This is a genomic window from Myxococcus faecalis (assembly GCF_050039385.1).
Lineage (GTDB): Bacteria > Myxococcota > Myxococcia > Myxococcales > Myxococcaceae > Myxococcus > Myxococcus fulvus.
Window position 1 is genome coordinate 8669771 of sequence record NZ_CP144336.1, and the last position, 21146, is coordinate 8690916.

The 21146-nt window shown below is 70.8% G+C and carries 18 protein-coding genes; 11 read left to right on the top strand and 7 right to left on the bottom strand.

What is annotated here, in order from left to right; genetic code table 11:
- Positions 1–3: 3 nt before the first annotated feature.
- A complete protein-coding gene (locus VZQ01_RS35075) occupies positions 4–1410 on the bottom strand; it encodes an aminotransferase-like domain-containing protein (protein WP_426745812.1) in 1407 nt (468 codons plus the stop codon).
- Between the two features lie 123 nt (positions 1411–1533).
- On the opposite strand from VZQ01_RS35075, the gene VZQ01_RS35080 reads away from it, so the two are divergent.
- The 3 genes from VZQ01_RS35080 to VZQ01_RS35090 all read left to right on the top strand — a co-directional run bounded on the left by VZQ01_RS35080 (position 1534) and on the right by VZQ01_RS35090 (position 4249).
- Positions 1534–2421: a PhzF family phenazine biosynthesis protein gene (locus VZQ01_RS35080; protein ID WP_426745814.1), complete on the top strand. Its 888-nt coding sequence runs from the start codon at positions 1534–1536 to the stop codon at positions 2419–2421.
- A 310-nt stretch (positions 2422–2731) separates the two neighbouring features.
- Positions 2732–3169 carry a hypothetical protein gene (locus VZQ01_RS35085; protein ID WP_426745816.1) on the top strand — a complete coding sequence of 146 codons (438 nt, stop codon included), beginning with the start codon at positions 2732–2734 and terminating at the stop codon, positions 3167–3169.
- A gap of 156 nt (positions 3170–3325) precedes the next feature.
- Positions 3326–4249, top strand: coding sequence for a diacylglycerol/lipid kinase family protein (locus VZQ01_RS35090; protein ID WP_223751700.1), 924 nt, complete (start codon positions 3326–3328; stop codon positions 4247–4249).
- Here VZQ01_RS35090 and VZQ01_RS35095 read toward each other — a convergent pair.
- Entirely contained in the window at positions 4239–4943 is a 705-nt protein-coding gene (locus tag VZQ01_RS35095; protein ID WP_426745818.1) for a DUF2306 domain-containing protein, read from the bottom strand. The two genes, VZQ01_RS35090 and VZQ01_RS35095, sit on opposite strands and share 11 nt — an antisense overlap.
- A 137-nt stretch (positions 4944–5080) precedes the next feature.
- Between VZQ01_RS35095 and VZQ01_RS35100 the strand changes: the two genes are divergently transcribed.
- The 4 genes from VZQ01_RS35100 to VZQ01_RS35115 all read left to right on the top strand — a co-directional run bounded on the left by VZQ01_RS35100 (position 5081) and on the right by VZQ01_RS35115 (position 9012).
- Positions 5081–6241, top strand: a complete 1161-nt coding sequence (locus VZQ01_RS35100; protein WP_223751698.1) for a sensor histidine kinase — start codon at positions 5081–5083, stop codon at positions 6239–6241.
- A 289-nt stretch (positions 6242–6530) separates the two neighbouring features.
- Positions 6531–7172, top strand: coding sequence for a response regulator (locus VZQ01_RS35105; RefSeq protein ID WP_074955558.1), 642 nt, complete (start codon positions 6531–6533; stop codon positions 7170–7172).
- Between the two features lie 132 nt (positions 7173–7304).
- Positions 7305–8360 carry a DUF72 domain-containing protein gene (locus VZQ01_RS35110; RefSeq protein ID WP_426745820.1) on the top strand — a complete coding sequence of 352 codons (1056 nt, stop codon included), beginning with the start codon at positions 7305–7307 and terminating at the stop codon, positions 8358–8360.
- Positions 8361–8640: 280 nt separating this feature from the next.
- Positions 8641–9012, top strand: a complete 372-nt coding sequence (locus tag VZQ01_RS35115; RefSeq protein WP_223785406.1) for a Smr/MutS family protein — start codon at positions 8641–8643, stop codon at positions 9010–9012.
- Here VZQ01_RS35115 and VZQ01_RS35120 read toward each other — a convergent pair.
- The 4 genes from VZQ01_RS35120 to VZQ01_RS35135 form a co-directional block, all read right to left on the bottom strand.
- Positions 8994–11753, bottom strand: a complete 2760-nt coding sequence (locus VZQ01_RS35120) for an SNF2-related protein (protein WP_141332169.1) — start codon at positions 11751–11753, stop codon at positions 8994–8996. The genes VZQ01_RS35115 and VZQ01_RS35120 overlap by 19 nt on opposite strands.
- Positions 11754–11954: 201 nt before the next feature.
- Positions 11955–13301 carry a DUF58 domain-containing protein gene (locus VZQ01_RS35125; RefSeq protein ID WP_426745822.1) on the bottom strand — a complete coding sequence of 449 codons (1347 nt, stop codon included), beginning with the start codon at positions 13299–13301 and terminating at the stop codon, positions 11955–11957.
- On the bottom strand, positions 13298–14233 hold the full coding sequence (locus tag VZQ01_RS35130; RefSeq protein ID WP_223751694.1) for an AAA family ATPase: 936 nt from the start codon (positions 14231–14233) through the stop codon (positions 13298–13300). The genes VZQ01_RS35125 and VZQ01_RS35130 overlap by 4 nt, the downstream gene beginning before the upstream one ends.
- An 80-nt stretch (positions 14234–14313) precedes the next feature.
- A complete protein-coding gene (locus VZQ01_RS35135; protein ID WP_426745824.1) occupies positions 14314–15273 on the bottom strand; it encodes a hypothetical protein in 960 nt (319 codons plus the stop codon).
- A 49-nt stretch (positions 15274–15322) separates the two neighbouring features.
- On the opposite strand from VZQ01_RS35135, the gene VZQ01_RS35140 reads away from it, so the two are divergent.
- Complete coding sequence (locus tag VZQ01_RS35140; protein WP_426745826.1) at positions 15323–17470, top strand: peptidylprolyl isomerase; 2148 nt, start codon at positions 15323–15325, stop codon at positions 17468–17470.
- A 10-nt stretch (positions 17471–17480) separates the two neighbouring features.
- On the opposite strand, the gene VZQ01_RS35145 is transcribed toward VZQ01_RS35140, so the two are convergent.
- Positions 17481–18596, bottom strand: coding sequence for an HD domain-containing phosphohydrolase (locus VZQ01_RS35145; protein ID WP_223751691.1), 1116 nt, complete (start codon positions 18594–18596; stop codon positions 17481–17483).
- Between the two features lie 237 nt (positions 18597–18833).
- Here VZQ01_RS35145 and VZQ01_RS35150 point away from each other — a divergent pair, with 237 nt between their 5' ends.
- Genes VZQ01_RS35150 through VZQ01_RS35160 form a run of 3 tightly spaced genes read left to right on the top strand, consistent with a single transcriptional unit; the run spans position 18834 to position 20988 of the window.
- Complete coding sequence (locus tag VZQ01_RS35150; RefSeq protein WP_426745827.1) at positions 18834–19835, top strand: NAD(P)H-dependent amine dehydrogenase family protein; 1002 nt, start codon at positions 18834–18836, stop codon at positions 19833–19835.
- A gap of 14 nt (positions 19836–19849) precedes the next feature.
- On the top strand, positions 19850–20299 hold the full coding sequence (locus VZQ01_RS35155; RefSeq protein WP_046714763.1) for a MaoC family dehydratase N-terminal domain-containing protein: 450 nt from the start codon (positions 19850–19852) through the stop codon (positions 20297–20299).
- Entirely contained in the window at positions 20299–20988 is a 690-nt protein-coding gene (locus tag VZQ01_RS35160) for a MaoC family dehydratase (RefSeq protein WP_223751689.1), read from the top strand. The genes VZQ01_RS35155 and VZQ01_RS35160 overlap by 1 nt, the downstream gene beginning before the upstream one ends.
- The last annotated feature ends 158 nt before the right edge of the window (positions 20989–21146 follow it).

Consider the following 21146-nt stretch of genomic DNA (forward strand, 5'->3'; position numbering starts at 1 on the left):
TCGTCAGACGATGGAGGCGAGGGGCTCGGGCCCTCCCTCCAGCGTGTCTTTGAGGCGCTGGAGGCCCTTCTCCAGCGCGGCGCGGGTGCGCGGTGCTCCCAGGCACAGGCGCACCGCCGCCGGCGCGGTGGCGGGCCCCACGCTGAAGACCTCGGCGGGTGTGACGGAGACGCCGCGCCGACGGGCCTGCGACGTGAACGGCTCCGCGCGGAAGCCGCCGGGCAGCTCGAGCCACAGGTGATAGGTGACGTGGTTCGCGGGAATGCGCCGCAGCCTGTCTCCCAGGATTTCCTTCGCCAGCTCCAGTCGCTCCCGGGCCTCGCGTCGACGGCGGGTGACGAGCTCGTCCGCGGTGCCGTCGTTCACCCATCTCGCGGCGAGCTCGGCCGTGAGCGCGGGCGTCATGCGTGAGGCGAGCGCGGCCTCTTCCGCGAGGCGCTCCGTACCAGGGCCCTCGGGCGCCGCCAGGTAGCCGATGCGCAAGCCCGGGGCGAGCAGCTTGGAGACACCCGCGATGAACCAGCCGGACTCGGGCAGGAGCGCGCAGAGCGGGGGTGGGCGCTTGTCGAGCAGCAGGCCGTAGGCGTCGTCCTCCACGACGGAGAGCCCGTGCTTGCGGGCCACGGTGGCGATGCGGCGGCGGCGCTCCTCGGACATGACGGCGCCGGTGGGGTTCTGGAGATTGGGCAGACAGAAGAGGACCTTCGCGCCGCCCCGGCACGCGGCCTCCAGGGCTTCGGGCACAAGTCCTTGCGCATCCATGGCCACGCCCTGCAGGCGCAGGTGGAGCCGGCTTGCGAGCACCTTGAGGCCCGGGTAGGTGAGGGCCTCGCAGAGCACCGTGTCGCCCGGGCGCGTGAGGACAGTGAGCGCCACCTCCATCGCGTGCTGGCCACCGGAACACACCATGACGCGCGCCGGGGACACGTCGAGGCCGAAGCGGGACATCCACTCGGCGCCGGCCTCGCGGTGCGCGAGGTTGCCCAGGTGCGGAGCGTACTCGAGCAGCTCCGCGACGCGGGGCGAGCGTTGCAGGGCGTCCAGGGTCTTCGCGAATGCGGCGCTGGCCGGGTCCTTCGCTGGTGTGGCGGGCCAGTTGAGGCCCAGCTCCACCAGGGCGTCATCCCCTTCATCCGGTGCGGGGGAGGGCAGGTGGCGGGGCGTGTCGCGGTGGCGGACGAAGGTGCCTCGGCCCACCTCTCCGCCGATGAGGCCTCGGCGCTCCGCCTCCGCGTAGGCCCGAGTCACCGTGCCCACGGTGACGCCGACCTTCTCAGCGAGCTCCCGGTGGGTTGGCAGGCGTGTCCCCGGAGCGAGGCGGCCCTCCTCGATGTCCGCGCCGAGCGCATCCGCGATGACCCGGTACAGCGGACCCTCTCGGTCGCGGAGGTTGGGCGTCCAGATTGTCATGGTGACAATTCATACGGTTGACGGGCGGCTCCGCGCAATGCATCGATTGTGTCGATTCTTGAGGTCGATTGTTTCGGTACAATCCACGGCCATCGAGCGAGGTGGCCAGCGGAGGAGCACACCATGCAGGTGAGCATTGTCGATGCCTTCACGCGGACGCCGGGAGTCGGCAACCGCGCGGGAGTGGTCCTGGATGCGGCCGGGTTGGGGGAAGACGCCATGCAGCGCATCGCCGCGGCGGTGGGCGCGTCGGAGACAGCCTTCGTGTTGGCGGGCCCCGGAGCGCAGGGGGTGAAGCTGCGGTACTTCACGCCGGAGGCGGAGATTGATTTCTGCGGCCACGCGACTGTGGCGACGTTCCATCTGCTAGCCGAGCGAGGGCTGTTGCCGCGCTCCGGGGCGACGCGGTTGGAGTGCGCGGCGGGGGTGCTCGACGTGGAACTGGAGGCGCTGGAGTCGGGTGGCAGCCGCGCGTGGATCGTGACGCCCAAGAACCCGTGGCTGGAGTCGCCGGTTGCGCTGTCACAGGTGCTCGCGTTGGTGGGCGGGACGGTGGAGATGGTGGATGCGTCGCTCCCGGTGCGGCGCAATGCACATCGATTGATGGTGCCGTTCCGTCGGCGCGAGGATGTGTGGGCATTGGCGCCGCGCTCGGGAGCGCTGGCCGAGTTGCTCCGGCCGCATGGGCTGAGTGGTGTGTATGTCTTCACGCGCGAGACGCGTGAGGCGGGGAGCGTGGCGCACTCGCGCTACTTCGTGCCGGGGCTGGGTGTGCCGGAGGACCCCGCGACGGGCTCGGCCGCGGGGCCGCTCGGGATGTACCTGGCGATGCACGGTGCGCTGGAACTGCCGGCCTCGGGTGGAACGGTCCGGGCGCGCATCGAACAGGGCGACGCCATGGGCAAGCCGGGGCGCATCGAGGTCGAGGTCTCCGGTCGCGCGGGCCATCCCGAGCAGGCCCGCATCGGCGGTGTCGCGGTGACGGTGCTCGAAGGCTCGCTGCGCGTTTGATTCGGACTGCTCGAAGGTCCTCTCGGGCCCGTTGGTGAAGTCCGCGGTGACAGTCCTCGACGGCCCGCTGCGCGTTTGAATCGTGCAGCGGGATTGTGTCCGAGCGACTGCTCGATTCGCGGATGAAGTCCGAGTTGGCGCTGCGGTGAGACGCGTCTGGGCTTGCGCCTCGCGTTTTTTGTGGCTTCTTGTCCGTGTCGGGCGGCCAGCCCGTCCGCGCCGCATGCGATTGCTTGCCTACAGCTATGTGGGGTCCCGGGAGATACGACAGCGCTCGCTCGGGACTCCCGGGACACCCGTGACGTCTGCGTTGGCGCTCCGTTCCTGGCTCTCCGTTCAGCCGGAGGCCTTCAGCGAAGGAGCGACCTACGTCGTCGACCTGCTCGGACGCCTGCGTCTGGCTCCGCGCCGCTCCGAGCACGTCGCATGCGCGGACGGCGAAGAGGTGCTCGCGGCCGGAGAGCTTCGCTTCCGGCTGGATGCAGGACAGCCCTCCGTCGCCGAGGTCTCGAACCTGTCCACCGGCTACTGCCCGGACGTCACCTGCTGGGCGGCCGTGGCCCGGGCCCTGGCGCCCTTGGGGCTCCACTCGCCCACCGGCTTCACCGGGGCGATGGACTTCCGGCGGTGCCTTGCGTGCGGTGAAGTCACCCTGGTGAAGGAGCGGTGGTTCGTCTGCACCTTCTGCGACGCGGACCTGCCCTCTGACTGGAATGTGTCGCTCGCCCGGGAGGTGGACGTGGAGTGACGGCATCGTCGTGCCTCAAACGGCCGGGGCCTGTGCGCTGCGTCAGCGGAGGGGCGGGGTCGCGGGGACCTGGACGACCTGGGGAGGGGGGCTGCGAAGTGGAGGTTGGCGGCACAACCGCGTAAACAGGGGCGTTACAGGGAGGGGTAGGTGCCGATGAAGACGTTCCTCGTGGTCAACCCGCGCAGCGCGAATGGTCAGACTGGAAAGCGCTGGGTGGAGATTGCCGCGCAGGTGGGAAGGGTGCTCGGCGACTTCGGGCATGGCTTCACCCAGGGCGGGATGGACGCCGCGCGCATCACCCGGGAGGCCATCGACCAGGGCTACGAGTGCATCGTCGCCGTGGGCGGTGACGGCACCCTCAACGAAGTGACGAACGGCTTCTTCCGCGACGGCAAGGCCATCAACCCGAACGCCGCCCTCGGCCTCATCCCCCGTGGCACCGGCGGCGACTTCCGCCGCACCTTCGGCTGGGGCCTGGACCTGGAGTCGTCCCTGGAGCGCCTGCGCACCGACACCACGGAGCCGTTCGACGTGGGCCGGCTCGACTTCATCGACAACGACGGCAAGCCCGCGACGCGCTACTTCGCGAACATCGCCTCGTTCGGTGTCAGCGCGGTGGTGGCCCGCGAGGTGAACAGCGGCAGCAAGGCGCTCGGCGGCAACTTCAGCTTCGTCTGGGGCACGCTGAAGGGCCTGGTGAAGTACACCGAGCGCAAGGTGAAGGTGTCCACCGACGGCGGGCCCGCGCAGACGCTCGATGTCACCGCCGTGGCCGTGGCCAATGGCCGCTACTTCGGCAGCGGCATGTTCGTCGCGCCCGACGCCATCACCCACGACGGCGCCTTCGACGTCACCATCTGGTCCGGCTATGGCCTGAGCGACTTCCTGCTCAAGTCGAAGGGCGTCTACAACGGCTCCCACGTCACCTGGAAGGGCACGCGCCGGCTGCGCTGCCAGTCCGTGCATGCCGAGCCCGTCGACGAGCAGGAGGTGTTCCTCGACGTCGATGGCGAGACGCCGGGCCGCCTGCCCGCGACGTTCACGCTCCTGCCCTCGGCCATCCGCATCAAGGTATAGCCGGCGCCGTGGCGACGTTGGCGCGGGACTTGGGCGCGAACTTCTTCAGGTAGTACCGCTCCCACAGCTTGAGCCCGGTGACGCCCACCACGGTGGGCCCGAGGAACACCGCGAGCTGCATGCCGTTGATGCCCAGGTGTCGCGCGTTGACCACGAGCACCGCCGTCAGCGTCGCGATGCCCGAGCCCACCATGGCGCCCATGTGCTCGAACCACCAGTGCATGCGTGTCTGGGGCGGGCGCAGCCAGTAGCGGAGCGATGACGCTCCCAGGAAGATGCCCACGAACGAGAAGCCCCAGAGCAACGGCATGCTCACCGCGAGCCCCCACGCCGCCGTGAACAGGCCGAGCACGAGCGTCAGCGCCGACATCCCGATGTCAAAGGGATTGCGATTCGCAGTCGTCCTCGCGCGGGTGCGCAGCACTCGCACGCCCATGGACGCGGACGTGCCACTCAGGACGCTGATGTAGATGAAGAACAGGGCCGCGGAGCGCTCCGCCGGCTCGTGCAGGAACCGCCAGCCGGACAGGAGGAAGCCGGTGAGGGACACGGCGGCCATCGCCGCCACGTAGACCCAACCCACGCGTTTGTGGAGCGTGCCGCCCTTTCGGGCCACCAGGGGCAGCCAGAGCGCGGTGAACCCGATGACCCCCGCGGTGATGTGGAGCGTGCGAGCCAGGGCATAGAAAGACATGCGAGCCTCCCGTGTGCTGCGAGACGAGGCCAAGGTACGGGAGCGCTCCGGGGCCCACATCTGCGGGAAGTCACACGGGCGCCCTGTGACTTCCGGCACATGTCCACCCGGAAGGGGAGGTCCTATGCTGCCCCTCCATGGCCTCGAGGCACCACACGCGCAAGTCGGCATCGGTCCACCGGTTGTTGCTCGTGGCCGGGCTGCTGACGTGGGCCGTGGTCGGCTCCTCCTACATGGAGGAGATTCTCCGGCGCCCCTCGGTGCTCGCCTCGCCGCGCGTGCTGGCGTGGTTCCTCGGATTCCTCGCGTTCGGCGTGGGGTACTGGCGAAGTGCTCGTTCACGGGGGCAGGGCGGTCCGGTGCTGATGGCCGTGCAGACCGTGGCGGCGCTCGTCGTCATCGCCACGGGAGGCACGGGCGTGGAGGGCGCGCTGCTCGCCATCATCGCGGGACAGGCTCCCGAGATGATGTCCCAGCGTCGCGCGATGGTCTGGGTCCTCGCGCAGTCGGTGGCGATGCTGGGCGTCTTCCTCGTCATCTACCCGCTGGAGCGCGCGCTGCTCCAGACGCTCATCTTCGTCGGCTTCCAGGGCTTCACGCTGGGCTCGGCCGTCGTCATGGTCCGTGAAGCCAAGGCCCGCGCCGAGCTGGCCCGGCTCAACGTGGAGCTCCAGGCCACGCAGGTGCTGCTCGCCGCGCGGGAGCGGGAAGGGGAGCGGCTGCGCATCGCGCGGGAGCTCCACGACTCCTTGGGACATCACCTCACCGCGCTGTCGCTGAACCTGGAGGCCGCCGTGCACACGGTGAAGGACCCGGCCTCGGTCGAGCATCTGCGTCGTGCCCGCGAGGCCTCGCGCACGCTGCTCTCGGAGGTCCGGCAGTCGGTGTCCGCGTTGAGGGAGTCGCCCGAGCCGTTGCTCGCCACGCTTCGCGAGCTCGCGCGAAGCACTCCAGGGCTCACCGTGCATCTGGATGTGCCGGAGACTCTGGCGCTCGATTCGCCGGAGGCGACCCACTCGCTCATCCGCTGCGTGCAGGAGGTCCTCACGAACACGCTGCGCCATGCGCGAGCGACGCAGCTCTGGGTGCGCATCGCGCCCGAGGAGGACGGCGGGGTCCGCGTCTCCACGCGGGATGATGGGCATGGCGCTCGTGCTCCGACTCCGGGCGCGGGGCTCACGGGGATGCGCGAGCGCTTCAGTCGACTGGGCGGCCGCGTGGAGTGGCGCGCGGAGGAAGGGCAGGGATGGGAGCTGAACGCATGGTTGCCCGCGGCGCGCGGCACGGAGCTCTCGTGATTCGCTCGACAGTGAGTCGCGCGTATCCGATGAAGAGTCGTGACAGGGGCATGCGGAGGATGACTGCTGAATCCCTGGATGGCTCCGGTGCGCGAGGCGGAGCGCTCTTGCGTCGCTTCATTTTGAGTCGCGCACAGCAGATGGCACGCGTGACAGCGTCGCGCGGAGGCCGGGCGGAGAATGCAGCTGAAGCCAGGGCTGCCTGCGACGCGCGAGCCCGAACGCTCATACATCCCTTCATCCGAGAGCGCGTGCAGCCAATGGCATCCTGTGACTCGAGGGCCCGCGGATGATTCGTCTCGTCCTGGTGGATGACCACGCGCTGGTGCGCCAGGGGCTGCGCAGCCTGCTGGACCTGACTCCGGACCTCCGTGTCGTGGGCGAAGCGGTGGACGGTGAGGATGCGCTGGCCAAGGTGGCCGAGCTGAACCCGGACGTCGTGCTGATGGACGTGCGCATGCCGCGCATGACGGGCCTGGAGGCGCTCAGGCGCCTGCGCCAGGAGCCGGTGAACCGGCGCGTGGTGCTGCTCACCACCTTCGACGAGGACGCCGCCATCGTCGAGGCGCTGCGCGCGGGCGTGCAGGGCTTCCTGCTCAAGGACGTCTCGCTGGAGGAGCTCGCGGACGCCATCCGCCGCGTCCATGCTGGCGAGACGCTGCTGCCGCCCGGAGTCGCCGAGCGTGTCGCGCGTGGACTCGTGGACCTGGGCCGCGACTTCCCGCACGCGGAGCTGCCCGAGGGCCTCACGCGCCGCGAGGTCGAGGTGCTCCGCCTCATCGCCCGGGGACTGAGCAACCGCGAGATTGCCCAGGCGCTCGGGACGGCGGAGGGGACCGTCAAGAACCAGACCTCCAGCATCCTGTCGAAGCTCGGCGTCCGCGACAGGACGCGCGCGGTGCTCCGGGCCATGGAGCTCGGCTGCCTGTAGGACGGACATCCCCCTTGGGGAGTCCCTAGGTTCTGAGGCAACCTCCTGAATCCCGTGGAGTCCGGCGTTATGTGCGCTGGACGTGCGGCCCGCCGTCGCGGGGCCACGGGACGCAGGACGTAGGAGACGCCGATGGCCCCTCAGCGTGGACCTTCCCAGCTCGACCTCTTCACCGGCGCGCCCGCCGAGGCCCCCGCGCGCGCCCGGAGTCGGAGCCAGCCGGTGGAGCCCGCGCCGGTACAGGACTCGCTCGCGTCCCTCGGTCAGCAGCTCCCCACTGGCGTCTTCCTGGGCACCTCGTCGTGGACGTTCCCCGGCTGGTCCGGCCTCGTCTACGACCACGAGGCCTCCGCGTCGCAGCTCGCGCGCGAGGGCCTGTCCGCGTACGCGCGTCACCCCGTGCTGCGCACCGTCGGCATCGACCGGACCTTCTACGGCCCCATCTCCGCCGAGGCCTTCGCCGAGTACGCCGAGCAGGTGCCCGCCGACTTCCGCTTCCTCGTGAAGGCGCACGAGGTCTGCACCCTGGCCCGCTTCCCCGTGCACGAGCGCTACGGCGCGCACCGAGGCCAGCTCAACGAGCGCTTCCTCCACGCCGCCTACGCCGAGGAGCACGTGGTGCGCCCCTTCGTCGAGGGCCTGGGCGACAAGGGCGGCCCGCTCGTCTTCCAGTTCCCGCCGCAGGACCCGCAGGGGCTCGGCGGCGCCGCGCGCTTCGTGGAGCGCCTCCACGCGTTCCTCTCCGCGCTCCCCAAGGGCCCCCTCTACGCGGTGGAGGTCCGCAACGAGGAGCTGCTGACGGAGGGCTTCGCGCAGGCCCTGGCGGACGTGGGCGCCTGTCCCGTGCTCGCGGTGTGGGCCCACATGCCCTCCATGGGCATCCAGGCCAGGCGCACCCGCGCGCTCGACGCCCGCGCGCTGGTGGTGCGGTGGATGCTGCCGCCGAACCTCGGCTACGAGGAGGCTCGCGCCCGCTACGCGCCCTTCAACCGGCTGGTGGACGAGGACGTGCCCACGCGCGACTTGCTGGCGCGCGCGTGTCTGGCGGCCCTGCGTCGTGAGCGCCCCGTCTTCGTCACCATCAACAACAAGGCCGAGGGAAGCGCGCCACTGTCCGCCATCAAACTGGCGGAGCGCATCGTCACAGGTACGACCAAGGAGGGGGACCAGCGAAGCGTCGCCTCATGAACGGGGGCTTGCCACCGAGCACGACTCTTGCTTACCTCATCAGGCATGAAGTCCGTCCTGCTCGCGGCACTGATGGTCCAGATGACGACAGCCGGTGGCGCTGGCGCGCGGGAGAAGCGCGCGGACGCACACCGCAGCGTGGCCGAGGACGAGGACGTTTCCAGGCACCTGTCGGCCCTGAAGAACGAGCTGACGTCCGTGTCGGAGCAGTTCCGCGCCGCTCGGGAGCGACGCCGGCTGGAAGCCGAGCAGAAGAAGCGCGAGTCAGGAGAGTGGACGAATGAGCCCGCGTCGCCTGCCCCCGCTGCCAGCAAACGAGCCCTCGCTCCCACCGGAGGGGCCGGAACCCCCGCCCCCTGATGACGAGGTCGTCGAGCTGCCCATCGACGGCACCCTCGACCTGCATTTCTTTCAGCCTCGCGAGGTGAAGCCCCTCGTCATCGAGTACCTCTGGGCCTGCCGCCAGAAGGGCCTGCTCGATGTGCGCATCATCCACGGCAAGGGCACCGGCGCGCTGCGTCGCACGGTGCATTCACTGCTGCCGAAGCTGGAGGAGGTGGAGTCGTTCCGCCCCGCCTCCGAGTTCGACGGAGGCTGGGGCGCGACCTGGGTGCGGCTCAAGCCGCTGGAGGCTCAGGACAGCCAGAAGTAGGCGGAGGCGATGAGCGCGCGCTTCTCCGTCACCTTCGCCTTCTGGGCGAGCTCGGCGAGCTGACGGTCCTTGGAGGCGTAGCGCTTCTCCTCCTCGTTGCGCAGCGAGGACAGCTTGCGGCGGTACTCGCGCTCCATCCGGTCCGAGTTCGCCCGGGCCTTGGCGCGCTCCGCGACGTCCTCCACCGTGGTGACCTGCTTGCGCGCGTCGATCCACTGCTGGCGCGCCGCCTCCACGCCCTCGCGGGACTCCATGAGGCAGTCCTCGACGTAGCGGTCCGCGCGCTCCTTGGCCTTGTCCAGCTCCAGCGCGTTGCGGCGCTCGGCGGCGCGGACGATTTCGTCCTTCGCGGCCACCAGCGCCTGCTCCTGCATCAGCTGCACGGACACCGGCGCGGGCTGGCGGCGCTTCTCGTCCTTGGCGGACAGCTTCACGAAGTGCGCGCCGTCCTGGAGGGGCAGGGCGCGGAAGTTGCCCTCGCGGTCCTTCACCAGCACCAGGTGGACCAGCTTCTCCTCGGGCTTGAGGCCCGTCGTCTCGAACTTGTAGACGAACCACCAGCCCTCGCTGCCGGCCAGCCGCGCCAGTCGCGACGGGAGCCCCGAGGCGTCGAGCTGCAGGTAGCTGACCGCGTCCTGCTTGCGCTCCTTGACGGCGTAGGCGGCCTTGGCGATCTCCAGCCGGCCGGAGGTGCGGCTGCCCAGCACGGAGCTGGTGAGCGCGCGCGCCTCCTGCTGCCGCTTGGCGAGGGCCTCCTTGGTCTGCTCGCCCTGGCCGCGCAGGCGGCGGCGCACGTCACCGTCGAAGCGCTCCAGCACCACCGAGCGCATCTCCGTCATGCGCTTGCTGATGCGCGACTCCATCTCCGCGCGCAGCTTGTCGAAGGCGGCGTTGATGTCCTCCACCTTCCGGCAGCCCTGGTAGATGTCGAGGATGCGGCGCTCGAAGTCGACGCCGCTCTCCAGCGCGCCCAGGATTTCGTCGGAGGCGCCGAAGACACCGTCGAAGAGGTTGAGCTTCTTCTCCAACAGCTCGAACAGGCGCGCGTCCGCCGCGTTCGCGCGGTTGAGGAAGTTGATGACCAGCACGTCCCGCTGCTGCCCGTACCGGTGGCAGCGGCCGATGCGCTGCTCCACCCGCTGCGGGTTCCAGGGCAAATCGTAGTTCACCACCAGGTTGCAGAACTGGAGGTTCAGGCCCTCGGCGCCGGCCTCGGTGCAGATGAGGATCTGCGTCTTGTTGCGGAACTCGTCCACCAGCGCGCGCCGCTCCTCGGGCGTGCCGGCCATGTCCCCGGACAGGAGCGAAATCTTGCCCCGGTAGCCGTTGTCCGACAGCAGGTTGAACAGGTACTGCTGCGTGCGCTTGGACTCGGTGAAGATGAGCGCCTTCTCCGGCCAGCCGTGCGCGCGCATCACCCCGAAGGTGCGGTCCAGGCCGCGCTTGAGGGCCTCGCCCTTGGCGTTGACCTTGATGGAGTCCGCCAGGTCCGCGTACTGCCGCAGCTCCCAGACCTCCTGCTCCAGCACGCGGATGTTGGGCGCCTTGGCCGGATCATCCGACCACTCCTCGCCCTCCTCGACGTACTGCTTGGCCTCCTCCGGCTCGAACATCGCCAGGGCCTGCTGCCCCAGCTTCGCCGCCTGCAGGCGCTTCTCCAGGTTGTCCGACAGCCGCCGCAGCGTGGGCGCGATGGCGTACGTGGAGGACGCCAGCAGCTTGCGGTAGCACAGCGTCAGGAGCGTCTTCTTACCGGGTTCAATCGCCGCGGCCTCGGAGCGCTGCAGGTACTCGCTGACCTTCTCGTAGAGGTCGTGCTCCTCGGGCGAGGGCGTGAAGTCCTCCACGATGGAGCGGCGGTTGGTGTACCGGACGTACTCGCGCACCTGCCGGCGCAGGGTGCGTTGCACCACGGGAGCCAGCCGCTCCTTGAGCTCGCACGCGGCGGCCTCGGACATGCCGCCGCCCTCGTCCACGCGGTAGCGGCTGCGGAAGGCGTGCTCGGGGCCGAGGATCTGCTCGTCGAGCAGCGACATCAGCCCGAACAGCTCCATCAGGTCGTTCTGGAGCGGGGTGGCGGTGAGCAGCAGCTTGGGCTTGCCCGCCAGGGACGCCTTGAGCGCCTGGCCCATCTTGTTGTTGGCGCGGTGGGCGTTGCGCAGGCGGTGGGCCTCGTCGATGACGATGAGGTCCCACGGGATTTCCGACGTCAGGTGCGCCTTGTTGGCCGCGAACGGGTGCGAGCAGATGACGGGGAAGGGCTGGTCGAAGCAGTTGCCGGTGGCTCGCACGGTGCGGCCGTCCACGAGCACGCTGTCCAGGTCGAACTTCTCGCGCAGCTCGCTGTTCCACTGTGCGCGCAGCGTGGCCGGCGCGAGGATGAGGATGCGCGTCTTCCCCTCGGCCATCAGCTGGGCGATGACGAGCCCCGCTTCAATCGTCTTCCCCAGGCCCACCTCGTCGCCCAGCATGCAGCCGCCGCGCGACAGCGAGTCGAGCGCGAACATGGCGCCCTCGACCTGATGCGGGTTGAGGTCCACCTTCGCTTCCGACAACGCGCCCGCCAGGCGCTGCTGCGTGTCACCACTGCGCGCCAGCAGCTCCTCGGCCAGCAGGCGCTCGTGGAAGTGCGTCAGCGACTGGACCGGCTCGGTGGGCTCCGCCCGGGCGGCGATGGCCGCCGCATCCGCCTCGACTTCCAACCTCAATCCCCTCGCGACCTCCGCCAAGACCGTCTCCATCCGTGCTGTTTCAGGGGGCCCGCCGATGCGGCGGGCGAGAGAGACGCGCCATTTTGTTGACGAAGGCCCTCATGTAAAGGGGGTCGTGTCCGAGGCCGAAAAATCGGCCTCCGCGCGATTGGCATGCTTCTTCGCGAGCGACGCGCGCGCGCGCCGTATGTGCACGCCACACGAACTTTCCGCTGGACATATTCGCGAGGCCTACAACAGCCCGCGCGACTTGACGTCCAGGTACACGTTGAGCGCGGCGGCGCCGAAGCCCTGGGCCGGCGCGCGCACCACCAACGCCCCCGCGTCGCGCAGCGTGGTGGCGGTGCGGCGGAACTCGGCTTCCAGCCGCGTGGCGGCCTGTCGCGCGTAGGCGTCCTGGGCCGCGTCGGGCACGCGCGTGGCCGCGTCGCGCACGTCCTCGTCCAGCAGCGAGGCCACCACGGGCAGGTGCCGGGGACGCAAGGCGAGCGTGCGGGTGAGCAGGCCCGCGGAGGCGTCCGGGTCCACCAGGTCCGTGAAGAGCACCACGAGCGTGCGGCGCGTCTGGCGGGCGAAGGCGAAGTCGTAGGCGCGGCCGTAGTCGCTCTCCTCGAGCGCGGCCTCGGCGCGGTAGAGCGACTCGGTGATGAGGCGCAGGTGCTCGTGGCCCTTGCGAGGAGGCAGGTACGTGAGCACGTCGCTGGCGAAGGACATGACGCCCACCACGTCTCCGGCGTCCAGGCCCACGCGCGCCAGCCGCAGCGCCGCGTCCACCGCGTGGTCCAGCTTGCGCCGGCCGCGCACCTTGCCGGCCATGTGACGGCCGCAGTCCAGCAGCAGCAACATGGGCTGGTGGCGCTCGGGCTGCCACGTGCGCACCAGGGTGTTGGCGTGACGGGCGGAGGCCTTCCAGTCGATGTGCCGGTAGTCGTCGCCGGGGCGGTATTCGCGCAGCGACTCGAACTCGCGTCCCTCCGCGGCGCGGCGGCGCAGGGTGCGCTCGGAGGGAGCGTCCGAGGCGCGCGCCAGGCTCAGCGCCTCGCGCGAGAGCGCGGTGAGGTCCGGATAGATCTTCACCGCCTGCTCCGCCTTCACGCGCACCTGCCGCGCGCACAGGCCGAGCGGGCCGGGCAGTCGCAGGTGCACGTCGCCGAAGCGTGCGTCTCCGCGAGACGGTGGGGTGACGAAGTACGTCATCCTCGGGGCGGGCTCGCTGGGGGCGCCTCGGGGCGGCAGCACGACGGACTGCCGGTGGTCGTGGCTCGCGACGACCAGGGGCGGCTCGTCGCGCACCTCCACGCGCAGGGGCGAGGTGCCCGTGTCATGGCGCTCGAGGGCCAGGTGCACGGGGTTGCGCGTGCCGGAGGAGAGGATGGGCTCGACGACGCGTGTGACGGTGACGTCGCCCTCGCGAGGCGCGCGCAGGAAGTCCACGGCGCACAGCGCGAGCACCGCCACGTCCACGGCCAGCGCGAACCAGCCGAAGGTGGGGCTCGCCACCGAGAGGGCGGCGGGGACGAGCGCCACGGCGAGCAGCGCCACGGCGAGGCCCGTGGGGACCGGGCGGCCCAGGCTCACCGGGGGACCCGGACCCGCTCGAGCGTCTGCTTCAGCACGTCGTCGGAGGTGAGCCCCTCCACCTCGGCCTCGGCCTTGAGCAGCAGGCGGTGGTTGAGGACGCTGCCGGCCACGCCCTTGACGTCATCGGGGGTGACGAAGTCGTTGCCCATCAGCGCCGCGCGGGCCTTGGCCGCGGCGAGCAGCGCCTGCGCCGCGCGGGGGCTCGCGCCCAGTCGCACGCGGGGGTTGGCGCGCGTGTCGCGCACCACGGCGACCACGTACTGGAGGATGGAGTCGTCGCAGGTGACGCGGGCCGCGCGGGCCTGCAGCTCCAGCAGGGTGGGGGCGTCCAGCACGCGCTCGACGGAGGGCACGCGGCCCTCGCGCTGGTGGAAGGCGCGCAGCATGGTCGTCTCCGCGTCCGAGTCCGGGTAGCCCACGCGCACGCGCATGAGGAAGCGGTCCAGCTGCGCCTCGGGCAGGGGATAGGTGCCCTCGAGCTCCAGCGGGTTCTGCGTGGCGACGACGAAGAAGTGCGGCGGCAGCGCGTGGGTGACGCCGTCGATGGTGACCTGGCGCTCCTCCATGGCCTCCAGGAGCGCGGCCTGGGCCTTGGGCGGCGTGCGGTTGATTTCGTCCGCCACCAGGACCTCCGTGAAGATGGGGCCCTTCACCAGCCGGAAGGCGTTGTCCTGCGGCTGGAAGACGTTGGTGCCCAGGATGTCCGCGGGCATCAGGTCCGGGGTGAACTGGATGCGCGTGAAGAGCAGCCCCAGCGCGCCCGCCATGCTGCGCGCGGTGAGCGTCTTGGCCACGCCGGGCACGCCCTCCAGCAGCACGTGTCCTCGCGCCAGGAAGGCCGTCACCAGGTCCGCGAGCACGCGGGGCTGACCGAAGACGGTGCCGCCGAGCGCGGCGGTGAGGCGGGACAGGGGCGTGGCGTCGGACATGGTGCGCTGGACGGTAGAACGGCCGCGCGCGGCGCGGCACCACTTTCGTGGCGTCCGGGCCGCGCGGGCGGGAAGGGGCGTCAGTCCTGACGGCCCTTGAGTCCCAGGAACGCGCCGATGAGCGCGCCCACCGAGCCCAGGATGCCGATGAAGACGCCGAAGCTGGGCGACGAGTTCATCATCTCCGAGTTGCCCACGGGGCTGGGCACCAGCGCCGTGTCCGAGGACACCTTGATGAACACGATGCACCAGATGAGGCACAGGAACGTGGTCAACAGCTGCGCCATCCACGGCACCACGGGGTTGAGCTTGGGGAAGGTGGCGCGCACGCGCACGCCGATGGCGCCCATCGTCAGCAGCGCGAGCAGGAAGGCGCCGAAGCCCAGGCTCATCAAGCCCAGCGCGTCACCGTCCGCCGCCGTCTCCTTCCACGGCACGAAGCACGACAGGACCACGAGCCCCGCGCTGTAGAAGGCAATCTTGTCGCCGGCGCTCATCGCGCCCAGCAGGTCCTTCGCGTCCTGGATGAGCTCGTCCGGGTCGGCGATGGCGCTGTTGTTCTCCTCGTCCTCGTCGCGCGCGCCTCGGGCCCACGGGTCGGGCCCGGTGGCGACGGGGGCGGGCGCGGGCGCCGGGGCACGACGCGGGGCGGTGCCGCCACTGCGCGCGGGCGCGGGACGGCTGGCGCGCTGCGAGGCGCTCCGGGCGATGTCGTCCACGCTGCGCACGTTGGTGGCGTCCCCACCCGCCGCGGCGGCGGGAGCGGGCCGGGCGCCGGACTTCGCGGGGCGGGGGCGCGCGGGGGCGGGCTTCCGGGCGGGAGGTGGACGGGGGGCTTCTCCGACGCCCGTGTCCTCATCGTTGTCCGCGGGGGGCTCGGCGGAGAGGAACGAGCCGTCGATGATGTAATCGCAGACGGGACAGATGGATGAGTTGGCGGCTACCTTCGAGCCGCAGCCAGGGCAGTTCAGGACCGGCGCTCCTGCTGAGAGATGCGAAGGCGCATCTTCCGGGGCCGGGGCGGACGTGTCAAACGGCACGCGGCCTAACCCCTGGATTTTCGCGGGGAATTGGCCTAGGCCCCAGCCCATGCGCCGCTTGAGCCCCGTCCGACTTCCCCACGTCTGCCTGGCCCTCGTCGTCCTGCTCTCCGGGTGTCACCGCGGTGTCCGCGGCTCCGACGAGGCGCCCCCGGACCCGGAGGTGATGGCGCGCATCCTGGACTGGGAGGACCGCCGCTCGCTCGGCGACGGGCAGCTCGCGGCGCTGGCCCACGACGCGCCGGACGCGCGAATCCGGGTGCGGGCCTATCGCGCGCTGGCGCGCATCCAGGACCTGGCCACGCTGGACGTGGTGGCGCGGGGGCTGAAGGACCCGGAGCCCCGCGTGCGCGGTGAGGCCGCCTTCGCGGTGGGGGAACTGGCGCTGGCGTGGGAGACCCCGACGGACGCCGAGCGCGTGCGGCTGGTGGCGCCGCTGCTCGAGGCCGAGGCGGTGGAGCGGGACGTGGACGCGCGTGACGCGCAGCTCGACTCCCTCGGACGGCTCGCGACGCCGGACGCGCTGGCGCGGCTGGTGGAGCGCCTGCAGGCAAAGGAGGTCGCGACGGCGGGCAAGGCCGCGCTGGTGCTCGGCGTGGCGGCGCGTCGGGGCGGCGCGGCGGTGGTGAAGGACGTCCCGCTGGCGCCCGCGCGGGCGTTGCTCGCTGTCGGGGTGCCGGTGGAGTCGCGCTACGGCGCGGCGTACCTGCTCGCCACGGCGAAGCGCGCCGAGGAGCTGCCGACGCTGCGCCGCTGCCTTTCGGACGAGGACGCGGACGTGCGCAGCCTGTGCGCGAAGGCCTTCGGCGACGTGGGCGGTCCGGAGGACGCGGTGGTGCTGGGGCGGCTGCTGGATGACTCGGTGCCGCGCGTGGCGGCGGAGGCGGCGCGCTCGCTGGCGAAGCTCGCGGCGATGTGTGGCGGGCCCTGCGTGCCGCTGGACGTGCTGGAGGGCCTTGCGCCTCGGGCGAAGCGTGTGGCGCGCGGCATGGAGACGCCCGTGCCCACGAGCGCGACGCCCCGGGTGGAGACGCTGGCGCGCTCGGCGGATGGCCACCCGTTGCTGGCGCTGGCGCAGCAGGGCCTGCCGGACTTCGGCGCGCCGGTGCTGGTGGCGCTGCGGCTGGCGCTGGCGGACGCGGAGCGGGGCGCGGCGTCGGACCTCGCGCGCGCGGACCTGGGCTGGCTCGACTGTCGGCTGGCGGCGGCGTTGGACCGGCAGCGCGGCGTGGTGGCGGACGTGCGCACGTGCGGCTTCGACAAGGTGCCCGAGGAGCGCCGGCTGGCGCTGGGCCTGCGCGAGGTGGCGCTCTTCTCGAAGAAGACGCCCGCGGACTTCGCGGTGGGCTACCTGCGCCACCCGGCCGCGCGCGTGCGGCTCACCGCGATGGAGGTCCTGGCCGAGCGCCCCGTGCTCCGCGGCGCGACGGCGGTGAGCGCGCTCCTGAAGGACGAGGACCTGGTGGTCGCCGGCGCCGCGGCCGCGACGTTGGGACTGCTCAAGCCCCCCGCGATGCCTCCGGAGCTCGAGGCGCTGGCGGAGCGGGTGCCGTCCCAGCCGGACCTCGCGGACCCGGTGGCCGGCGCGCTGGTGGCCCTGCAGGGACAGGCCGCGGAGCCCCGGTTCCGGCAGTGGCTGTCGCTGCCTCACGCCAACGTGCGCCGCGTGGCCGCCGAGTCGCTGACGAAGCTCACCGGCCAGCCCGTGCGCTCCGAGCGCGTGGAGCTCCCCGCCTACGCCTTCCGCCCGGAGCCCGCGCCCAAGGGAGCGGGGCTGGTGCTGCGCACGGACAAGGGCGACATCACCGTGCGGCTCGACGCGGACGAGGCACCCCTCACGGCGGGCAACCTGTACGCGCTCGCGCGCAAGGGCTACTTCAACGGCGTCACCTTCCACCGCGTGGTGCCGGACTTCGTCGCGCAGGGCGGAGACCCGCGCGGGGACGGGGAGGGCGGGCCGGGGCACTCCATCCGCTGCGAGATGACGCGCCGTCCGTACACGCGCGGCACGCTCGGCATGGCCCTGTCCGGCAAGGACACGGGCGGCAGCCAGTTCTTCTTCACGCACGCGCCCCAGCCGCACCTGGATGGCCGCTACACGGCCTTCGGCGAGGTGGCCTCGGGGATGGACGTGGTGGACGCGCTGCTGGAGGGCGACGTCATCCGCGAGGTCACCGCGGTGACGCTGTCGCCCTGACGGCCGTCGCTCAGGCGCCGCTCGCGCGGGCGAGCGGTGCGGGGACCCCGAGCGGGTGGCTGCGCCAGCGCTGGTTCTCCTCCTCCTCGAGCTGCTCCACCTGGTGGCGGATGCGCTGCCACTCCGTCTCCGGGATGCGCAGGAACGCATCCGCCAGGTTCGGGTCGAACTGGGTGCCCGCGCAGCGGCGGATCTCATCCCGCGCCACGCTCATGGGCCGCCCCTTGCGGTAGGGCCGGTCGGAGGTGATGGCGTCCACCGTGTCGGCGATGCAGAAGATGCGCGCGCCGATGCTGATGTCCTCGCGGGACAGCCCCTGGGGATAGCCCTTGCCGTCCCAGCGCTCCTGGTGCTGCAGGACGATGAGCGCCGCCTCGTGCAGGTAGGGCATCTTCGCCATCATCCGGTAGCCGAACTCCGGGTGCTTGCGCATCTCCACCCATTCGTCCGGCGTCAGCGGCCCGGGCTTGAGCAGGATGGAGTCGCGCACGCCAATCTTGCCGATGTCGTGCAGCAGCGCTCCCTGCTCCACCACGTCCAGCGCGGCGCCCACCAGCCCCACCTCCTCCGCCAGCCGACGCGAGTACAGCGCCACCCGACGCGAGTGCCACTGCGTCTCCGTGTCGCGGTAGTCCAGCGCGCTGATGAGCCCGTCCAACAGGCCCGTGGTGCGCTCCACCACCCGGCGCTCCAGGTCCTGGTTGATGGCCACCAGCTCCGCGTTCTTCTCCGCCACCTCGCGCGTCAGCCGCTCGTTGGCCTCCACCAGCCGGTAGTGCTCCACGGCCTGGCGCACGCTGCTCGTCAGCTCGCTGAGCGACCACGGCTTGCCGAGCAGCCGGAACACCTCGCCGCGGTTGACCGCCTCGGACGCGACGCGGAAGTCCGCCGCCGCCGTGAGCATCAGCCGCACCGCCCTCGGGTTCTTCTCCCTCAGGGCGCCCAACAGCTCGATGCCGTTGAGGTACGGCATCATGAAGTCCGTCAGCACCACGCAGAAGCCCACCTCGCGCGCGGCGAGCGCGGGGTCGCTGTGCGTGACGACGTCATAGCCTTCCGTCTGGAGGATCCGGGAGAGCGCGGCGAGGATGAGCACGTCGTCATCCACCACGAGGATGCGGTCCATGTTGGAGGGTCTCCGGGGGATTTTGGGCCTGTCTTTCTTTATACAGCCTTGTCGCGCACCCAAACAGGGCCCCCCGACGGTTTTGCGCGCGCAAGCCCCGGAAATCCTTGAAGGTTCTCGCATTGCGCAAGATGCGCGGAACCAAGTGATGCTTGCCTGCCCGCCAAGGTGTGATTTATGGTGCGCGGCAAGGCTGCGTTTCAGCGCTAACCCCTTGGAATCCTGGAGCAATCTCCGATGGCTAGAGCCCCAGCAGGGCCGGTGCCGGTGGTCGTGATGGGGCTGGGATTCATCGGGCAGGAGATTGCCAATGCATCCCTGTCCAGCCCGGAAGTGGAATTGATTGGGGCCGTGGATACCCATCCCTCCCTGGTCGGTCGCCCCTTGGGTGACGTGCTGGGAGGTCCCGCGCCGCGCGTGAAGGTGGTGGACTCTCTGGAGAAGGCGGTGGGCCGGCGCAAGGGCGTGGTGCTGCTGCACGCCACGGGCTCACGGCTGCCGCAGGTGATGGAGCAGCTGCTGGAGGCCATCAAGCTGGGCCTGCCGGTGGTCAGCACGTGCGAGGAGCTGGCCTTCCCCTATCTCAACCACCCGGAGCTGGCGGACAAGCTGGACCAGGCCGCGCAGCGCGCCGAGGTGGCGGTGCTGGGCGCGGGCGTCAACCCGGGCTTCATCATGGACCGGCTGGTGGCCACGGCCGGTCAGGTGTGTGGGCCCGTCAGGCGCGCCACCGTCACGCGGGTGGTGGACGCGCGCACCCGGCGTGAGGCCCTGCAGCGCAAGGTGGGCGCGGGGCTGACCGAGGAGGAGTTCTTCGAGTTGGTGGATGGTGAGCAACTCGGCCACGTGGGGCTGGTGGAGTCGGCGGCACTCGCGGCATTGGGGCTGGGGTTGGATTGTGATGACTACGAGGAAGAGGTAGCCCCCGTCTTCGCCGAGGAGGACATCTCGGGCGGAGCGTTCGCGGTGAAGAAGGGACGGGTGGCGGGCATGTTCCAGTCGGTGGTCGGGTTGGAGGACGGGCAGGAGCGGGTGCGGCTGGAGCTGACCATCGCCGTGGGGGCAGAGGACCCGAAGGACCGCATCGAAATCGATGCGGACCCTCGATTGGTGCTGGAAATCCCGGGGGGAGTGGCGGGCGACCGGGCCACCGCGAACGCGCTGGTGAATGCCGCGCCACGCTTGACGGCCGCCGAAGCTGGGCTCCTCACGGTGCTCGAGCTTCCGGCCGGACGCTAGTCAGGAGAGGGATAATGCTGGACAAGAATGCGATCGGCCGTGCCTCGCCGCCGACGCTGAACGAAGTGGAGAAGGGTGCCATCCGCCGCTTCGCGGAGGCCATCGGCGACTACAACCCCATCTACTACGACGAGGAGTACTCTCGGGCCTCCGGTTACCCCACCATCATCGCGCCGCCCACCTTCCCCGCGTCCTTCCATTCGGCCGCGGACCTGAGGGAACTCTTGGGGGTGGGCATCAAGAGCCTGCTCCACGCGGAGCAGGGCTTCGAGTACGAGCGCCCCATCTTCGCCGGAGACCGCATCTACGTCTCCACGCGCGTGGCGGACGTCTCCGAGCGCCAGGGCCCGTCGGGGAAGATGGACATCGCGGTCATCGAGGACGAAGGCCGCGACGAGGAAGGCAACCTGGTGTTCCGAGCCCGCCGGACGCTCGTGGTCCGCGCCACCAAGGAGACCCCGTGATGCCCGCGCGCAAGCTCTACTTCGAGTCCATCCGCGTCGGGGACGAGCTGCCCGCCCTGGCCAAGGCCCCCGTCGACCGCGTGCAGCTGTCCCGGTACGCGGGCGCCTCGGGGGACTACAACCCGGTCCACGTCGATGAGCTCTACGCCAAGAGCGTGGGCATGCCGAGCGTCTACGCCCCCGGCATGCTGGTCATGGGCATGCTCGGCCAGCTCATCAGCGACTGGGCCCGCGGCGGCCAGATGCGCCGCTACAACGTGCGCTTCAACAAGATGGTCTGGCCGGGCGACACCGTCGTCTGCAAGGGCCGGGTGAGCAACCGCCACGGCACCGGCGGCCGCTACTACGTCGAAATCGACCTGTGGGCGGAGAACCAGCGCGGTGAGCTGGTGATGAAGGGCGGCGCGCACATCCAGCTCTTCTATTCGCTCGAGGACGAGAACCGTCAGCGCTCGGGTCAGAGCCCCATCGTCATCGAGGTGCCCCGCGAGAGCCTCGCGGCCCCCGTGCCCACCCCCAGCAGCACCGGTGGGGTGAGCGAGGCGACGGGCGCCTCCGAGGACGACGAAGGAGACGACGAGGACTCGGACGAGCGTCCGGCCGGCGCCTCCTCCAAGAAGACGGCGCCTCGGGAGAAGCCCGCCGCCAAGACGGCGACGCTTCCCTCGGCCAAGAAGGTCAAGAAGTAGCGCTTTGCAGTCCTGCGGTGGGGGGCAGACGGGTTGCCCCTCAACGCAGGGTGTCATTCAGGGTTGACTCAAAAATCAGTCGCCGCCACACTTCCTGTGTCTCAATTTCGCGCCGCTGACCCGAGGCCCTCCCTGGAGGGTGGGCAGCGAGCCGTCAC

What these genes read in the sequence shown, in the direction of transcription:
- VZQ01_RS35075 (WP_426745812.1), bottom strand. Translation starts at nt 1,410, where the DNA reads ATGACAATCTGGACGCCCAACCTCCGCGACCGAGAGGGTCCGCTGTAC.
- VZQ01_RS35080 (WP_426745814.1), top strand. Translation starts at nt 1,534, where the DNA reads ATGCAGGTGAGCATTGTCGATGCCTTCACGCGGACGCCGGGAGTCGGC.
- VZQ01_RS35090 (WP_223751700.1), top strand. Translation starts at nt 3,326, where the DNA reads ATGAAGACGTTCCTCGTGGTCAACCCGCGCAGCGCGAATGGTCAGACT.
- VZQ01_RS35095 (WP_426745818.1), bottom strand. Translation starts at nt 4,943, where the DNA reads ATGTCTTTCTATGCCCTGGCTCGCACGCTCCACATCACCGCGGGGGTC.
- VZQ01_RS35100 (WP_223751698.1), top strand. Translation starts at nt 5,081, where the DNA reads ATGGCCTCGAGGCACCACACGCGCAAGTCGGCATCGGTCCACCGGTTG.
- VZQ01_RS35105 (WP_074955558.1), top strand. Translation starts at nt 6,531, where the DNA reads ATGATTCGTCTCGTCCTGGTGGATGACCACGCGCTGGTGCGCCAGGGG.
- VZQ01_RS35110 (WP_426745820.1), top strand. Translation starts at nt 7,305, where the DNA reads ATGGCCCCTCAGCGTGGACCTTCCCAGCTCGACCTCTTCACCGGCGCG.
- VZQ01_RS35115 (WP_223785406.1), top strand. Translation starts at nt 8,641, where the DNA reads ATGAGCCCGCGTCGCCTGCCCCCGCTGCCAGCAAACGAGCCCTCGCTC.
- VZQ01_RS35120 (WP_141332169.1), bottom strand. Translation starts at nt 11,753, where the DNA reads ATGGAGACGGTCTTGGCGGAGGTCGCGAGGGGATTGAGGTTGGAAGTC.
- VZQ01_RS35130 (WP_223751694.1), bottom strand. Translation starts at nt 14,233, where the DNA reads ATGTCCGACGCCACGCCCCTGTCCCGCCTCACCGCCGCGCTCGGCGGC.
- VZQ01_RS35140 (WP_426745826.1), top strand. Translation starts at nt 15,323, where the DNA reads ATGCGCCGCTTGAGCCCCGTCCGACTTCCCCACGTCTGCCTGGCCCTC.
- VZQ01_RS35145 (WP_223751691.1), bottom strand. Translation starts at nt 18,596, where the DNA reads ATGGACCGCATCCTCGTGGTGGATGACGACGTGCTCATCCTCGCCGCG.
- VZQ01_RS35150 (WP_426745827.1), top strand. Translation starts at nt 18,834, where the DNA reads ATGGCTAGAGCCCCAGCAGGGCCGGTGCCGGTGGTCGTGATGGGGCTG.
- VZQ01_RS35155 (WP_046714763.1), top strand. Translation starts at nt 19,850, where the DNA reads ATGCTGGACAAGAATGCGATCGGCCGTGCCTCGCCGCCGACGCTGAAC.
- VZQ01_RS35160 (WP_223751689.1), top strand. Translation starts at nt 20,299, where the DNA reads ATGCCCGCGCGCAAGCTCTACTTCGAGTCCATCCGCGTCGGGGACGAG.